The 16,868-nt window shown below is 36.2% G+C and carries 10 protein-coding genes; 6 read left to right on the top strand and 4 right to left on the bottom strand.

Annotated features, from left to right (window positions below; all coding sequences use genetic code 11):
* Nucleotides 1-23: 23 nt before the first annotated feature.
* The gene (locus ACFPVY_RS16720; RefSeq protein WP_379793302.1) at nucleotides 24-2,696 is read right to left on the bottom strand and encodes a reprolysin-like metallopeptidase; all 2,673 of its coding nucleotides are present in this window, start codon (nucleotides 2,694-2,696) and stop codon (nucleotides 24-26) included.
* A 265-nt stretch (nucleotides 2,697-2,961) separates the two neighbouring features.
* On the opposite strand from ACFPVY_RS16720, the gene ACFPVY_RS16725 reads away from it, so the two are divergent.
* The 3 genes from ACFPVY_RS16725 to ACFPVY_RS16735 all read left to right on the top strand — a co-directional run bounded on the left by ACFPVY_RS16725 (nucleotide 2,962) and on the right by ACFPVY_RS16735 (nucleotide 5,837).
* Complete coding sequence (locus tag ACFPVY_RS16725) at nucleotides 2,962-3,885, top strand: bifunctional riboflavin kinase/FAD synthetase (RefSeq protein ID WP_379793303.1); 924 nt, start codon at nucleotides 2,962-2,964, stop codon at nucleotides 3,883-3,885.
* Nucleotides 3,882-5,216, top strand: coding sequence for an HTTM domain-containing protein (locus tag ACFPVY_RS16730; protein WP_379793537.1), 1,335 nt, complete (start codon nucleotides 3,882-3,884; stop codon nucleotides 5,214-5,216). Before ACFPVY_RS16725 ends, ACFPVY_RS16730 begins: the two co-directional genes overlap by 4 nt.
* 168 nt (nucleotides 5,217-5,384) lie before the next feature.
* Nucleotides 5,385-5,837: a hypothetical protein gene (locus tag ACFPVY_RS16735; RefSeq protein WP_379793304.1), complete on the top strand. Its 453-nt coding sequence runs from the start codon at nucleotides 5,385-5,387 to the stop codon at nucleotides 5,835-5,837.
* Between the two features lie 46 nt (nucleotides 5,838-5,883).
* Here the strand turns inward: ACFPVY_RS16735 and ACFPVY_RS16740 are convergent, their stop codons facing one another.
* The gene (locus tag ACFPVY_RS16740; protein WP_379793305.1) at nucleotides 5,884-6,339 is read right to left on the bottom strand and encodes an NUDIX hydrolase; all 456 of its coding nucleotides are present in this window, start codon (nucleotides 6,337-6,339) and stop codon (nucleotides 5,884-5,886) included.
* A gap of 186 nt (nucleotides 6,340-6,525) precedes the next feature.
* Here ACFPVY_RS16740 and bioB point away from each other — a divergent pair, with 186 nt between their 5' ends.
* The 3 genes from bioB (at nucleotide 6,526) to ACFPVY_RS16755 (ending at nucleotide 10,430) form a co-directional block, all read left to right on the top strand.
* Nucleotides 6,526-7,611 carry a biotin synthase BioB gene (bioB, locus tag ACFPVY_RS16745; protein WP_379793306.1) on the top strand — a complete coding sequence of 362 codons (1,086 nt, stop codon included), beginning with the start codon at nucleotides 6,526-6,528 and terminating at the stop codon, nucleotides 7,609-7,611.
* A 136-nt stretch (nucleotides 7,612-7,747) separates the two neighbouring features.
* A complete protein-coding gene (locus ACFPVY_RS16750; protein WP_379793307.1) occupies nucleotides 7,748-9,412 on the top strand; it encodes a tetratricopeptide repeat protein in 1,665 nt (554 codons plus the stop codon).
* Nucleotides 9,413-9,557: 145 nt separating this feature from the next.
* Nucleotides 9,558-10,430: a cupin-like domain-containing protein gene (locus ACFPVY_RS16755; protein WP_379793308.1), complete on the top strand. Its 873-nt coding sequence runs from the start codon at nucleotides 9,558-9,560 to the stop codon at nucleotides 10,428-10,430.
* A 63-nt stretch (nucleotides 10,431-10,493) separates the two neighbouring features.
* Here ACFPVY_RS16755 and ACFPVY_RS16760 read toward each other — a convergent pair whose 3' ends face one another.
* Complete coding sequence (locus ACFPVY_RS16760) at nucleotides 10,494-12,632, bottom strand: T9SS sorting signal type C domain-containing protein (RefSeq protein WP_379793310.1); 2,139 nt, start codon at nucleotides 12,630-12,632, stop codon at nucleotides 10,494-10,496.
* A gap of 29 nt (nucleotides 12,633-12,661) precedes the next feature.
* Nucleotides 12,662-16,711 (bottom strand): beta strand repeat-containing protein, encoded by a 4,050-nt coding sequence (locus ACFPVY_RS16765; protein WP_379793312.1) that lies wholly within the window; start codon nucleotides 16,709-16,711, stop codon nucleotides 12,662-12,664.
* Nucleotides 16,712-16,868 lie beyond the last annotated feature (157 nt).

The following is a 16,868-nucleotide window of genomic DNA, read 5'->3' on the forward strand; positions in this document are numbered from 1 at the left end:
TTTTTAGTTTTATTAAAATCTGATTATTGAATTACAATTTTTCTGGTTTCCTTTTTGTCACCATCTTGAACTGTAACCATATAAACTCCAGATTGAACATTATTCAATTCTAAATTTTGATTGAATAATCCTGTGTTTTCAAATGATTGATTAAAAATCTGTCTTCCTCTGATATCATGAACTCCCACGTTAATTTCATTTCCTGATTGAGAATCAAACTGAACATTAAAGTTACCATTATTGGGATTTGGATAGATTTTAAACCCTGCTAATCCAAAGTTTTCAGTACTTAAAACCGCAGTTTGAGAACAAATTTCAACTGACCAAGAGTTTAATTGTCCTGTATCTCCGTTGTAAAAATCTCTTAACAAAAGTTGCCAGTTTCCATTTGATTGTTTTCCATTTAAGGTTGGAAGTGAACCCGCTGGGCTGTATGTTCCGTTAACAGCTGCGCTACAAACGACAGCAGGGGCGCCGTCATTAAAATTAATATTAAATCCTGTGCTAACGTTATTACAATTTCTGTTTAACAATGCAACTTGTGTGTTATCTGGATGTACCAATGCAACTACTAAATCCCAAAAATAAGTGTGAGTAGCATTCACATTCACGTTAACGTCAGTAATAGTAACGTTATCTGGAATTGTAATCGTTGAACCAGCAGTTGCACCACCAACGTTTGGTCCAGTTCCATCAGGAATTGGAAGTACAGTTGTATTTGAATAAGTTACGCAGCTTGTTGTAACGGTATATCCAATTGCGAATGGCTTCGTGTTCAATGCATAAAAAATATTACCAATAGATTCCACCATAATTCTACAGTATGGTGCCGCAACGTTTGGAATTGTAATCGCTTGAGTACCATCATTTGGTGTACTTGCAATTAAAACTGTTGGATATGTCAATCCGCCATCTGTAGAAAGTGAAATTTTTACATTTGGAGAATTAAATGGCGCTGCAGCTGTTCCTGCAACATTCCAAGTAACTGTTTGCGTAGAATTTTGTGTATATGAAATTCCGTCTGTCGCTTGTGAAGTTACCGCAAAAGGTCCGTTTGCAGCATTAAAAGTAACGGTCATGTTTTGTCTTGCTGTTTGACCTCCGTTTGGAGTTCTATTATCTCTTACGGTTAAAGCAAAATTCATCGTTCTGGCTACATTTGGAATAACTTCCCATGCAGAAACTAAATTATTTGCAATTACATTTTGCAAAGATGGAAAATATCTATTTGGAGACGCTGTTGGCGCAACCGATCTAAAGTTTGGATTAGAATCAGTGGTAGTCGCACTTGGAACAGCTGTAGTCGCTCCGGCATTTGTTTGTTCCCAGCAATATGTCAAAGCATCACCGTTAACATCGGCTCCATTTCCTCTTAAAACGAATGGTGTTCCTACTGGAATTGTGTAATTTGGCAACAAAGTAACTGTTGGAGCAGCATTTCCGTTTGGAGTATTTACAGAACAAATACCGCCTGATGTAACAAACGTAAACATTTGAGCCAAACTTACTGCGTGAAAATAATCATCAGAATTAGATTGCACATTTGGCGCACAAATACCAGCATAACCCATAATTGTGCTTGCGCTTCCTGGCTCTACAGCTGTCGCTGCTGCTCTGTTACACGCATTATTTTGTGTATGACCAGCTCCAAATTGATGACCCATTTCGTGTGCAACATAATCGATATCAAAAGTATCTCCAACAGGATTTGGTTGACCTGTAATTCCTCTTGCTTTACCAGAGCCACAAACAGAGCTAAGTTGTGCAATTCCAGAATCTGTTGTACAAAATCCGTGACCAATGTCGTAATTTCCAACACCAATTGCAGTGTCCATAATTGGTTGAATTTCGTTGATCATCTCTGGTGAATTTGTAAAACTATCAGAATCAATAAAAATTACGTTCTCATTGGTTGCAACAAGAACCATTCTCACAGACATTTCTCTTTCATAAACAGAATTTAATCTTACTAAAGAAACGTTCATTGCAGCCAAAACTGCAGCTTTTTTTTGTGCTAAAGTTCCAGAACCAACACCTGCCGCATTAACATGAAATGCCGCATATTCAACTGTACAAGCCATTGCAAGTCTATAAGTCCTTAATAATCCGTCATTGGCAAAAGTTACATTAGAATAATCAGTACTGCTCGCTCTGCCTAATGTTTCATCATCTTCGACTTGACATCCAAATTGTCTTGGTTCAGAAGATCTGCTTGAACGGTTGTAAACAATGTAATTCTGTAAATTTGTAGTATACGGATCGATATAAGAAGTTCCGTTTAAAGATCTCGTTAAAGTGTGCAATCCAAAAATTGTCGTACTAAAGTAAATAGACGTTCCTGGTTTATCAACTCCTTGCCCCACATAAGATTGAATCTCTGGGTGATTCGCTGCTAACGGCGCCTCTAAAACTGAAGCTTCATAAATTCTAAAATTTTCAAGCTTTCCTTCCGCATTTGGGAATGAAATAACAACACTTGAAATATCCCCGTTAGCTCGCGACGGCACATCTTGAAGCTGTGCCTTGAGCGCCTCATAATCAAGATGGAACACTTGATACTCTTTTGGCATCGAAGAACGATCAACTTTTGACAAAGAAGCCACTGTTTCGGCAGAAGTTTTAGTCCAAAGCGATTGCGAATAGCCAGTCCCAACTATCAATACCATCATAATTGTTAATAGTAAATTTTTTTTCATAAATCTTAAATTAGTTAATAGCCTACTAATTTAAGAAAATTAAATTTTAAACGATGAATTTTTACTTTAAAATTAAATCAAACCCACTAACTTTCAAATATTTGCGATTATTATAAGATTTTTCTGTGATAGAAGGAAGAAGATTTAAAATTTTCTCCCTATTTTTTTGCCTTTTTTTAAAAAATAAATATCTAAAAAATAAAACCTCGTTCGTTTTATATATCCGTTTGATAGCATAAATTTGTAAAAAGATAATCCCTGCATTTTGAATATTTTTAATAAGATACAAGATTTTAAATCTAACAGCCCCACTACAGTCACTTTAGGCACTTTTGACGGCGTACATTTAGGCCACAAAAAAATTATCGAAAGGCTGACACAGCATTCTCCTGACAAGCATCAGAGTCTTGTGCTTACTTTTTTTCCGCATCCAAGAATGGTTCTTCAAGAAAAATCAGATATAAAACTCTTGAATACAATAGAAGAAAAAGCAGAATTATTAGAAAAAGCGGGCTTGCAAAATCTGATAATTCATCCGTTTGACCAAAGTTTTTCGCAGTTGTCTGCCGAGGAATTTGTAAAAGAAATTCTTGTAAACCAGTTCAATGTCGGGAAAATAATCATTGGTCATGATCATCGATTTGGAAAAAATCGTTCTGCAGATATTCACGATTTAATTGCCTTTGGCCAAAAATACCATTTTGACGTAGAACAGATTTCTGCCCAAGAAATTGACGAAGTTTCGATTTCTTCTACTAAAATCAGAAACGCTTTGCAAGACGGAAACATTCATCTTGCAAACGAATATTTGGGTTACAATTACTTTTTGACCGGAATTATCGTGAAAGGAAAACAATTGGGAAGAACAATCGGGTTTCCAACCGCCAATTTAAAAATCGAAGAAGATTATAAATTGATTCCTCAAAACGGAGTTTATGTAGTCAAAAGTTTTATCAACGAAAAAGAAGTTTTTGGGATGATGAATATCGGAACAAATCCCACAGTTGGTGGTCAGACACAGACTATTGAAACTAATTTCTTAGATTTTTCGGATGATTTGTATGATAAAAAATTGAAAATTGAATTGTTACACAGAATTCGTTCCGAAGAAAAATTTGCTTCGCTGGAAGCATTGAAAGAACAAATTTCAAAAGATAAAATCGCAACACAAGAATACATCAAAGGATAATGAAAAAACTGTTTCAGCCCATTGACAATGCGCCTTTAATTATTTTCAGGATTTTCTTCGGATTTCTTCTCGCCGCAGAAACTTTTGGCGCCATTTTAACGGGTTGGGTAAACGAAAATTTCATTAAACCACAATTCACTTTCAACCATATTGGGATGGATTGGTTGCAACCACTTCCCGGAATTGGAATGTATTTGTATTTTATCACAATGGGAATTTTAGGCGTTTTGGTGATGATTGGCTACAAATACCGCTACTCACTTTCTGCATACACCGTTCTTTGGACACTGACCTATTGGATGCAAAAAACATCGTATAACAATCATTATTACATGCTGATTTTGGTGTGTTTGATAATGATTTTTCTTCCGGCAAATCGATATGCTTCGGTTGATGTAAGACAAAATCCAGATATTAAACGACTGAGTATGCCAAAATGGTGTTCTTTGGTAATGATTCTTCAAGTGGCAATTGTGTATTTTTTTGCGACAGTTTCCAAGTTTTATCCCGATTGGCTTGACGGTACTTTTACTAAAAATCTTTTGGTAAATAAATCACCTATTCCTTGGATTCAAGAAATTTTTAGCCAAAAATGGTTCTATCTTTTCATCGCTTATTCAGGAATAGCTTTTGATTTATTAATTATTCCGATGCTTCTTTGGAAACGAACTCGAACCATCGCTTTTGTTGCTTCGTTAATTTTCCATCTCTTTAACGCAGTTACATTGCAAATCGGAATTTTTCCGTTTTTTGCCTTGAGCTTTGCCGTTTTCTTTTATCCACCAGAGAAAATGCGAAAGATTTTTTTCAGAAAAAAACCAATTTTAGATTTAGAGAAAGAGCCCGTTTATGAAAACAAGTCGGTTCTTTTATACTTTTTTCTTCCTTATTTTATAATTCAGATTTTGCTCCCCATTCGTCATTGGTTCATCAAAGGCGATGTTTTATGGACCGAAGAAGGGCACCGTTTAAGCTGGAGAATGATGCTTCGGTCCCGAACTGGCTACACCGTTTTAAAGGTTATTGACAAAAAAACAAACGCTCGATTAAATTTTGATTCGATAATAAGATTGACTCAAAAACAGTACAATTCGATTTCTGATAAACCTGATGCGATCTGGCAATTGGCCCAAAGAATTAAAAAAGAATACGCGAAAAAAGGAATCGATGTTAGCATTTACGCAGACACTTTTGTATCGATAAATGGCAAACCTACGAAGCAGTTGATCGATCCCTCAGTAGATTTGGCTTCCGCCGAATGGGACTACTTTTTCCACAATGAATGGATCTTACTTTATGACAATCAAGGAAATAAAATCGAATCTAAATAATTTAAAGTCTTAATCAGAAAAAACTTGTTTATTAAAGTTTTATTAAAAATCTTATTATTAAACAACCGCTGATTGAAATTTCAGATAATATTTTGTAATTTTAGTAAAACATCTAAGCAATAATTAAACTACCTCAATTTAATTATTAACTAACTAAAAACAAAAATTATGAAATTCTCAAGACTCTTAACCAACGGATTTATTATTTTTATAGGCATCGCTTTATACTTTCTGCTGATTGAAGCTTTAGGCTTAAAAGACCAAATTTATTTAAGATTAGTAAACTTTGTTTTCGTGATTTATGGAGTAAATCGAACGATTAAAGCCAATGCCGCAGAAGGGAAACAAGGTTACTTAACAAATCTTTTAGCCGGTTTTATAACTGCAATGTTCGGATTGGTTTTAGGGCTGATTGCTTTCATGATTTACGTTGAATATAAAGGTGGCGATTCTTATTTAGAAACATTTGCTGACAGTTACATTTTTGGTGGTGGAGATCCTTCATTATACCAATTTTGCTTCGGATTATTCATTGAAGGTGCGGCAGCGTCAATGATTGTTTCATTTGCAATGATGCAATTTTGGAAAGACAAAGTAGAAAAAATCAATCAAGTAGATTAATCACAACAATATATAATTAAAGGACTGCAATTGCGGTCCTTTTTTTTTAGCTCAATTTTTTAATCATTTGGTCGATAAAATCGGATTGCGCAACATTTAATTTTTCTTTTGCTTCGTCTTCTTTGAACCAGCCACATTTGTCAATTTCGGGAATAGTTATAAATTTTCCAGATTTTGGAGGCCATTCTAACGGGAATTCATTGCTGACAATTGAAGTTTCATCGGCATCTTTTTCTAAAGCCCATGCAAAAATTTTTTTCCCAGATTTTAACCGCACCGGATTTAATTCTACAAATTCTCCTTCCAAAAAAATTCCGGTTTCTTCCTGAAATTCCCGAATTGCAGCTTGAAGCGGTTCTTCTTCATCGGTAAATTCGCCTTTGGGAATTGACCAGCTTCCAACATCTTTGTTTTTCCAAAATGGGCCGCCAGGATGTGCTATGAAAAAATAAATTTCAGATTTTAATTTCTTAAACAGAAGAATTCCCGCACTCTTTTTCATTTTTTATTAGGATAAAATAATACAAATCTTACATTATCAGTTGAACTATTAAAGTTCTAAATTAGTTTTTATATTTCATAATCAATTGATTAGTTTTTACATCGAAGCGAAATCCAAACATTAAAGGAAGTTCTTTTTTACTTTTCAAGTAAATACCTACTTTTGATTCAACTAAACTAAACAATAATGACTACCACAAGACACAATTGGACCAAAGAAGAAATTCTTGAAGTTTATAATAAACCGATGATGGATTTGCTTTTTGAAGCTGCCGCGGTTCACAGAATTAATCACGATCCAAATGTGGTGCAGGTTTCCACATTGCTTTCAATAAAAACTGGCGGATGTCCTGAAGATTGCGGTTATTGTCCGCAAGCCGCACGTTATCACACTGGCGTGGAAGGAAACGATTTAATGTCTGTTTCTCAAGTAAAAGCACAAGCTTTGAGAGCAAAATCAAGCGGTTCTTCTCGCGTTTGTATGGGTGCCGCGTGGCGAAATGTAAAAGACGGGCCAGAATTTGACCAAGTTCTTGAAATGGTCAGAACGATCAATAAACTTGACATGGAAGTTTGTTGCACACTCGGAATGATCACTGAAAACCAAGCCCATCGTTTGGCAGAAGCCGGATTATACGCTTACAATCACAATTTAGATACTTCAGAAGAATATTATAAAGAAGTAATTTCAACGCGCGGTTATGAAGATCGTTTGCAAACTATTGAAAACGTCAGAAAAACGAATGTAACCGTTTGCAGTGGTGGAATTATTGGAATGGGAGAAAGTGCTGAAGACAGAGCTGGAATGCTTGTGGCATTGGCATCTTTAAGTCCGCAGCCAGAATCAGTACCAATCAACGCGCTTGTTGCCGTGGAAGGAACGCCTCTTGAAGAAGAAAAACCGGTTGAAATATGGGAAATGATCAGAATGGTTGCCACCACCAGAATCGTGATGCCAAACACGCAAGTTCGTCTTTCTGCGGGAAGAACGAACATGACGCGCGAAGGTCAGGCGATGTGCTTTTTTGCTGGCGCAAATTCTATTTTTGCTGGCGATAAATTGCTGACAACGCCCAATCCAGACGTGAATGAAGACATGAAAATGTTTGAAACATTGGGATTAAAACCTCAAAAACCGTTCACAAAAGTATCTCAACCAAAAACTGTTGAAGCAGAAGATTCTGCGTTTCAAGCTTTAGGAGAAAAACCAAAATGGACGCGTCCGGGACATAAGATTGAAAGAAATCTTGAAGCTTCAGGTAAAAAAGAATAAACCATAACTTTTTGATAGTAAACACAAAAGCTTTTCTTGAAAACAAGAAAAGCTTTTTTTATTGAAATTTCGCAATTTGCCGACGCAACCAATTGTATTTTAGTTATTCTTATATTTGAAATCACAAACTACCACTATGCCGAAAAAATCAAATCATTTCAAGTTCCTTTTGTTTGCGTTCTTGTTGTGCGCTTTTTTCACTTCAACAATTTCGGCAGGAAACATCCAGCGTTGTGATACTTTGATTCAAAATGGAATTGATGCGCTTTGGAAAAAAGATCACGTAAAATCACTTGAACTTTTAACGGAAGCGCGCTCTTTAGCAGAAAAAAATCGTTGGTACAAACAGTTATTTTTGGCCACGAATAACATTGGAGCCAATTATTACAACCTTCTTGATTATGGCGAAGCGCTAAATTATTATCTTGAAAGTTATACGATTGCGGTAAAACATTTGGAACCAAAATTTGAGATGGTCGTCTTAAATAATATCGCTATTTTATATTCTAAGGAAAAAAATTATGAAAAAGCAAACGAATATTTTAAGAAAGCTTATGACATTGCAGTTGAAAATAAAGATCAATTAAAAATCGGACTTTATGCGATGAATCTTGGAAATGTGGCCAATGAAACAAACAGATTAAAAATCGCAAGAAACTATTTTAAGGAAGCGCTTCCGTTGTTGAAACCACAACCTCAACTTGAGATTTTAGCAAAAATGGCACTTGCCGAAAACGATATGTTACAAGGAAATACAGGTCAAGCCCGAAATGTGGCGGACGATTTGCTAAAAACAACAAAAGATTTAAGTTATAACGATGTAGGAATTTCACTTTTGCTGGTGATGTCGAGAAGTCATTTGAAAGAAAATAATCTAGATTTAGCGACAGATTATGCTAATAAAATCTTTGGAAGAAATCCAAATCTGGAGACGAAAGTAGAAGTTTTCGAACTACTATCTGATATTAGCCAAAGAAAAAAGGATTTTGATTTAGCGCTGAATTTTAAAGATTCAATTATCAAAACCGAAAGCGAACTCAATGAAATAAAAAACGGACGTGTTTTTGAAAACAGCAGAGTAAAATTTGAAATGGAGAATTACAAGAAAGAAATTGCTTTAAAGGAAGCAAAAATTTCTAACGAGCGAAAAATCTTCTATTCGGTAATTGCTGTGATCGCTGTGATCGTTTTCTTTATAATTCTAACGCTTCGAAATCTTTCGGTGAAGCACAAACAGAAAAAATTAATTGCCGAAAGAAACGAGCAAATCATCTCTTTAGAATTAGAAAAAGAAAAAAGCGACAACCTTCTTTTGGAGAAAATGATTACCGAAAAAGAGACGAGTTCTTTATTGGAACAAGAAAAATTAAAGAACGAAATTGAACAGAAAAACCGCAAGCTTTCGGCGAAAGCCTTATATCTTTCGGGCAGAAATGAGTTAATTGAAGAAACTTTGCAATCGCTGTCAAAGCTTCCAGAAATTTCAAAAGACGCGCATCTTGTGAGCCACATTCAAACGCTCAAAGGTCATTTAAAAACTGAAGATGAATGGGATAATTTCATCACGCATTTTGAAGAAATAAATCAAACTTTCTTGAATAATCTGAAAGAAAAACATCCGAAGTTAAATGCAAACGACATTCGATTCATCACTTATATCTATATGAACCTCAGTACGAAAGAAATTTCTTCTATGTTGAATATTACGCCAGACGCTTGCCGAAAACGAAAAGAACGAATTGCTACACGAATGGAATTGCCTTCAGATATTCACCTTTATGACTATCTTTCAACACTTTAAGATTTCTTGTAACTATTTTGGGTAGATTCTTAAATTAATATGGCAAAAATTTAAGATTTCGGACTTTACAATTTAGCAATCCTTTAGTAACTTTGTTATAAACCGGACCACTAAAATGAGTATTATCTCAAACCCATCTATTTGTATGCCACTACATCTAACTGAAATTGAGCGCGTTAAAACCATTTCAAAAGAAGATTTCTATAACAATTATGTAAAAAAACAAAAACCTTTGGTCATTGAAAACTTGACCAAAGATTGGCCGGCCTATGAAAAATGGAAGCTGAATTACATAAAAGATATTGCTGGCGAAAAAACTGTTCCGCTTTATGACGATCGCCCGGTTACCCACAAAGACGGATTTAATGAGGCGCACGCAAAAATGAAAATGTCAGAATACATCGATTTACTTCAATCAAAACCAACGAATTATCGCATTTTTCTATACAATTTAATGAACGAAGTTCCGTCGTTGCGGAATGATTTTAAGTGGCCGGATATTGGATTACGTTTGGTAAAACAATTGCCAATGTTGTTTTTTGGCGGAGAAAATTCAAAGGTTTTCATCCATTATGACATCGATTATTCCAATATTTTGCATTTTCATTTCCACGGAAAAAAACAGTGCGTTCTCTTTGCTCCAGACCAAACTCCTTATTTGTATAAAGTTCCTCATGCTTTGATTTCAAGGGAAGACATCGATTTTGACAATCCCGATTTTGAAAAATGGCCCGCTTTAAAGCAAGCAAAAGGTTTGATTTGCAACTTAAATCACGGCGAAATGCTTTATATGCCAGAAGGTTATTGGCATTATATGAAATATTTGACACCCGGATTTTCAATGAGTTTGAGAGCGTTTCCAAGGAAAATTTCAAATTTGGGCAAAGCTGTTTATAATATTATAATCATGCGCCATTTTGATAATTTGATGCGAAAATGGAAAGGACAAGCTTGGATTGACTATAAAAATCAGCAGGCTGTTGTTCAAACACACAAAAAACTACACCTTCCGGTTTAAAAATAAATGATAAAAAAAGAGGCAAACGTTGATTCTGCCTCTTTTTTATTTTGGAATAAATTTTTAATTGAAGATAATTTTCTTTTCTAAATTTTGTCCGCTTTCTAATTTTAATTTCACAATCAAAGCTTGTTGGTTTGCAGTGATTTCGCTTACGGAAAACGTCATTGAGTTTACATCGTTATTTTCATAAATCATTCGTCCGAGCAAATCATAGATTTTTATGCTTTCAATATTTTCTTTGGCAGAAATTGCTTTTATGGTTTTGTCTTTTGCATACACAATTACATCGTTATTATTTGATGCAAATTCACCAATTCCCAACGTGGAATTGGTATATCTTAAGACAAATCTTGTATCGAAAGTACCAATTGGTGCTACAAAATCATAAGAAGATTGCTTTAAATCATGAATTATGTTAAGCAATTTATCTTCCAAATATATGTTTTGGTTATCAAACAATCCATCGAAATGGTCAATGCTGATGTTAAAATTTCCTGCAATTGTTGTCTTGAAACCTAAAATTACTTGATCTTGAACATCAAACGGGAGGCTTCTTCCTTGAATCGTAAGGTTTTTATTTTCGGCAATCGAATACAGCGTTACGTAATTGCCACCCATTAATTCTCCGTCAAAACCACGCTCTAAACCATTTGTAGCATTTTGAACATAACCCACCAAAGTCTGATTAAAAGCGCCTTGAGTATTTGAAATATTCAACCAAATTCTATGTTTTTCCAATATACTTTGAGAAACTTCATTTGAATTTGATGTTCTAAAAAACTGATTGTTATTGTTGACAGCGCGCATTGAATTATTGAAAATAGCATTTCCTCCGCCAGTTGATTTTATGAAAAATGACTGGCCGGCAGCAATAAATCCGGTTGGAGTATTTATTGTCGTATTTGGTTCAGTTGTAGCGTTGTGTGCCGTGGCCGTTCCTCCTGTGAAATTGTAACTTGCATAATCGCTGGACGTGTAATTGTAAGCGCTACTTCCGGAAATAGCGTCACTTGGAGGCGAATTATGTGTCCACAAATAAATGGTTCCGTCCACAACTGAGGTATTTAAAGCGTTACTTAAAAACAAATCTGCGCTTACCGCCGATGGATATGGATTTCCGATTAAATTAAAATCGTTTAAAGTTGTAGAAATCGGCGCATTTACAATTCCGTTTCCTGGAAAACCTTCAAAAATCGCTTGATAGGTTTGCGTTGTAAAAGGATCTGTTGAATAGGTTTGTGGCGCTCTCACGATATATCCTTTTGCGGGAATCATGACTTCATCGCCACTTGGAATTGTATTCCAGGCTTGGCTCGTGGCATTCCAGAAATAATATTTATCCCAAAGTGTTGCCGGCGAAAGGCTTGGAATTGCCAAATTAGGATCGGCCAATTTATAGCCCGAAGCCTGCTTCAATGGCGACGACCAATATGTAAAATCGTATCGATACATTGGCTGGGTTTCGCGTTTCATGATAATTTTTCCGGTATTTGTTGCAAAATCATCGTGTTGTACAAGGCTTCCGTTATTTTCAATTATTAAGGTGCCGCTGTTATTCAAATTTCCTTTTATTTCTAAGGTATGATTCGGCATAATTGTCAATTGTTTACCCGTGTTTATTTGACATTCGCACGTTACAAGATTTCCGGTAGTTGTAAAATTTTCGCTAAAAGTCACGGCGTGTAAGCTTGATGGCGAACCGTTTGACCACGCGGTACCATTCCAGATTGTGGGTATGCAACGCTTAAATCCGAATCCAAAGTCGTTAAAATTTGTCAATCCAGAACGGCTGACTGTAACCATGTTTGAAGTTCCAGACGGTTCTGCATGAGTTCCTTGAATTTCCCAATTTGTGGTTGCTCTTTTTAATAGCGTCATTTCACAAATTGGATCTGTAGAACTACTTTCTCGCGTAAATGAAGCAGTGTAATTTCCGGAAACTCCAGTTGGAACGATATTCCAGAAAAATTCTTCGGTATTAGAAACATCGAATGTAGTACAAGAGCCGACCGCTGGAATTGCGGTTAGCGTTGAAACTCCAGCAATTCCCATTGAAGATGTGTTGAGGGAAGCAGTTAATGTTCCGCCAGAAGTTCCGTTAAAAGCGATTCTTGCAAAACGATTCTTGTTATCAGTTGTTCCTATTGGAAAAAGTCCCGTAGCATCGTTTGAATTCGCTCCGTTAAACCAGCGTGTCAATCTTCCTTTTACAAAACCTGAAGTATATTCTAAAGTCCCTTGTTTGTGGCGTCGGTTCCTAGTTGCAAATTAGTGCTTCCGGTAACGAGATTCCCGCTGATTAAATACATTTTATTTTTAACGGTAAGATTTGGATTTGTAAGATCCACGTCTTGAAGCGTGTTCGTTCTTGCCACATAAAGATTTTCAATTGTGGAAGGCAATCCGTTTCCAGACATCATTGTTGCTTGGCTTCCAATAAATCCGTACGAAGCTAAATTTGAAAAATTTCTTGTTCCAACAAGTCTAATTGCTCCATCTGAGGCACTCGTTCCAGTCGTTTTTATGCCATTTTCAGAACCATAAAGCAAAGTTGCTCCTGGATTTACATTTATATTTCCAGCTCCAAAAATATTATAAGTACTTCCTATTTTAAAAACTGCGGGTGAATTTATGTTTAGAGCGCCAGCAATTTCAATACTTGACGACGGACTGACGTTATGAAAATCTTCGATATTTGAATAATCTGAATTTTGCGAATTTGAATTGACATCAATGTTGTTGTATTTAATACCACCTTTAATTTTTTGTCCGGTTATTGCTCCGGTTCCGTAGAATTCCATTGTTCCACTGGTTAAAGTGTACGTTCCGGAGAGTTCTGGTTGCGTGGTTGTTGTTCTAGAATTTCTCCAACGCGAATTTCCTGTCATTTCTACGCTTGCTGTTCCGATAACACCTCTGTTTTCGGAATTAAATATTGCAGATTCGGTGATTTGAAGCTGCTCTGTTATCGTAATATTTGGACCGCTTACTTTCTTATCATTACTTCCTAAAATGTTAGTTCCTGCAATTTTTAATTTTTTATAACTCGGAATGTGAGAAAGTACTTGGTCCGCATTTGATCCGTTTAAAGTCACGGTTCCTCCGGTTAAGCTATAATTATTATATCCAGATAACTGTGGCAGAAAATCTGATGCTGGTGTTGCTGTAATGGTGCTGATTCTATATTCGCCATCAGTCATAATTAGTCGGCCAGGACCTGTAAAATCAACTGCGGTTGCTCCAATTACTGTTCCTTTTTGAATTTCAAGTTTTCCATTAGTTCCAATTCCGATCACATTATTTAATCGTAGTTCTAAAGAATTATCTGCAAGGTTTACAAATATATTTTTTGTTGTAGAACCGTTTGTGAGCGCAGTTCCAGTCATTTGATTTTGTTTTCCAACAAAGTAGAAATTACCGGTTTGGCTAATACTAGGAGCTGTATTTGTTTGGATATTACCAACCGCTCCGGAAGTATTCATGATTCCTTGTGGAGAAGAAATAATTAAAGTTGCGTCAGACTGGGATGTGAATCCAGTTCCTGTGACTCCATTTCCGGCAATATTCAAAGCGGTTGTTCCATTGAAACCAAAGTCGAATTTACTACCAGTTTCTACTACGCATCTTGAGTTATTTCCTAATGCAAAATCTATATTAGAGAGTTGTACATAAGCGCCTGATTTCACATTAAAGCTAATATTTCTGTTACTTGCAGCTGCCGTACTGGCGATTTCTATAGTTTGTGTTGATGCGCTGGTGAGTCCATCACCAACTCCGGAGAAATTAAAATTGGAATTTGTTGTAGGGCTAGAAGTTGCACGTAATAAAGCAGCTGTCCCAATCAGCAAATCTCCTTTCAAATTGATCGTACCTTGCCCACCTGAAATTCCGTTTAAATCGAGCTCTCCACCTGACATTAAAAAGTTTCCGTGAACATTTAAAGTATTGATGCTGCCGGCGGTATTTGCAACAAATACTTTTCCTGCTGTTTGCTCATAATTTCCTAGAACATTTATAGTATTTCCTGCACCAAAAGTAAATATGTCAGTTCCGCTAAATTTCAGATTATGGTAATTGAATGACAACATCGTGTAAGAATAACCAGCGGAAGAAAAATAATTTACTGTGCTTCCAGTTATCGTATAAACTCCAGATCCCGGAGTAAATGTGTAACATATTCCCACGGTTTTGTCACTTAAAAGAGTCCTGTTTCCACCAGCAGCATTAAGCGCACCATAATTTAATGGTAGAATTATCTGTGGCGAGGAACTTGTTATATTGACTAAACTTTCGCAATCCAAAGTTGCGAAAGCCGTGCCTGAATAAGTCACGTTTCCTGTAATTGTCAAAGTATTACCAGATGTTAAGTTGAATGAATTTTGGCTAGAACCTGCCAATTCAAAATTTGCAACTGTTCTATCTGAATTTATATTTAAGATATTCGCCACGCCAGTTCCTGTGATAATAACATTGTTAGTCGCGCCAGGAACTCCATTTGGCGTCCAGTTATTAGTATTGTTCCAATTGGAGCTAACTGATCCGTTCCAAACGAAAGTACCCGCAGCTGGTGCCAACGTGGTTAAATTTCCCACTAATTCTACAAGATTGTAGCATGTTGCAGCACTATTGTATTCGTAAACCGCAAAATGATAATTTGTACTTGGTAAAAGACCTGTTAGATTTACTGAATTTCCATTGCCTTGGTAAACTACATAATTTCCTGTGCCAATTTGTGATCCAGAACCAAATGAGTTATTTGCCGTATATGCGTTTCCGCTTGAAGGATCTGAATTTACGGCACTTGTGGCACGTGCAAGAACTATAACTCCTGCGGTACCGTTTCCTCTTGTCCAGCCGATTGTTGCGCTATTTTGAGTTATGGAAGAACTTGTAAAAGCGTTGGCTTGCGTTGTTGGTGGTGTGCAGGGCGGGATGATATTTACAATGTAATCTTCAGTTTCACCAAAGCCACTATTACTGGCACCACAAGATTGTGTCAATGTCAAAGCATTATCATCACCGCCTCTAATTCTCATTCTTGTATTTCCTAAAACTGCACCAGCAGGAACTGAAATATTAAAAACATAAGTACCTCCATTCAGATATGCATTTGCTGAAATCAATCCTTCGCTAGATTCAAAAATACCATTTTGATTAAAATCAATCCATATTGCTGCAAACTGACTTGGATCACTCCCAAAAGTTACAGAAACGCTTGCTGTAGATGACTGCTGAATATTTGGTATTGCTACAGCATTATAAAATGTATAAAACGGACTTGCCGATGCACCAGAATTATTACTTAATGTTCCTAACGTTACATTTGTGATTTGATCAACTGTCCCAGGACCGTTAGAATACGTTGGCGTACAATAAGTCAAATTCACCTCCGCAGGATTAGAATTAGTGCTGTTGCCACTACAAGTTACCACACAACGATACCACGTTTTAGTTGTTGGTGATGCTGTGTAAGTTGCTGCAGTTGCGCTCGCAATATTTGTAAATCCTGTACTTGCGCTAGTTGTAGAACTTTGCCATTGATATGTAACTCCAGAACCAGAAGTTGTATTTTGTAAAGACAGAACAGTTGTGCTTCCTGAAACTACCGGATTTACTGTGGCATTTGTGTTCCCTGGATTTGGAGTTCCTGAACAAGGAGTTGACAACGTTCCTCTTACTACAAAATCATCTATTCTGAAATTTCCGCTGGTATCTGATCTTACAAATGAGAATCGAAATCTTAAATTGCTTTGATTTTGTGCTCCTAATGGCAGCGATAACCATCCTGTGGCTCCCCAACCAGTTGTATTAGGTATTGTAGAAATCGTATTCCATGCTGTTCCATTTGAGCTCCACTCTAATGTAACCACTCCTGAATAAGACATTGTTGCTCTATTGCCAAATGCAACTTCAATCGATGTATAACCGGTCGTATTTACTTGCCCTGATAATGTTGCAACTGCTGTACCAATTGCAAGGGATGAAGCTGCGTCTGCTAAATTTGCACTGGCAGAACTTACTATCGGAGTGGTATAACCAGTACTTGCGGATCCTGTTGATAAAATTAAATTACCCGCTTGAGATCCTGAAGTTGTCCAACCGGGTAAAGTACTTACAGCTGCATTATTTGTTGTCCCAAAATTTGTGGAATATAATGTTGTCTGCCCCACAACGCCATAACTCATCATCAATAAAAAACCCAAAAGAATATTTTGGATAAATCCAAATTTTAGATTTTGCGTAGAACTCGCAATCTTGAAGTGTAATTTTTTATTCATATTTCCCCAATATTAGACGCTTTGATTTAAAGCGCATGTTATTATTAACGTTTCTCAACCACATCAAATGGCTGATTCTCAATAAAACAGTTGGGGAAAGGGCTGGTCACTTGAGATTTTAAAACAAAAATAATTGTTAATTTTATCGAGAATGTTA

Origin of the sequence: Flavobacterium qiangtangense (assembly GCF_042658345.1) — a bacterium.
In the GTDB taxonomy this organism is placed as follows: Bacteria; Bacteroidota; Bacteroidia; order Flavobacteriales; family Flavobacteriaceae; genus Flavobacterium; species Flavobacterium qiangtangense.

Bases quoted from the DNA above. Each gene is read 5' to 3' on its own strand.
- ACFPVY_RS16720 (WP_379793302.1), bottom strand. From the start codon at position 2,696: ATGAAAAAAAATTTACTATTAACAATTATGATGGTATTGATAGTTGGG.
- ACFPVY_RS16735 (WP_379793304.1), top strand. From the start codon at position 5,385: ATGAAATTCTCAAGACTCTTAACCAACGGATTTATTATTTTTATAGGC.
- ACFPVY_RS16740 (WP_379793305.1), bottom strand. From the start codon at position 6,339: ATGAAAAAGAGTGCGGGAATTCTTCTGTTTAAGAAATTAAAATCTGAA.
- bioB (WP_379793306.1), top strand. From the start codon at position 6,526: ATGACTACCACAAGACACAATTGGACCAAAGAAGAAATTCTTGAAGTT.
- ACFPVY_RS16750 (WP_379793307.1), top strand. From the start codon at position 7,748: ATGCCGAAAAAATCAAATCATTTCAAGTTCCTTTTGTTTGCGTTCTTG.
- ACFPVY_RS16755 (WP_379793308.1), top strand. From the start codon at position 9,558: ATGCCACTACATCTAACTGAAATTGAGCGCGTTAAAACCATTTCAAAA.
- ACFPVY_RS16765 (WP_379793312.1), bottom strand. From the start codon at position 16,711: ATGAATAAAAAATTACACTTCAAGATTGCGAGTTCTACGCAAAATCTA.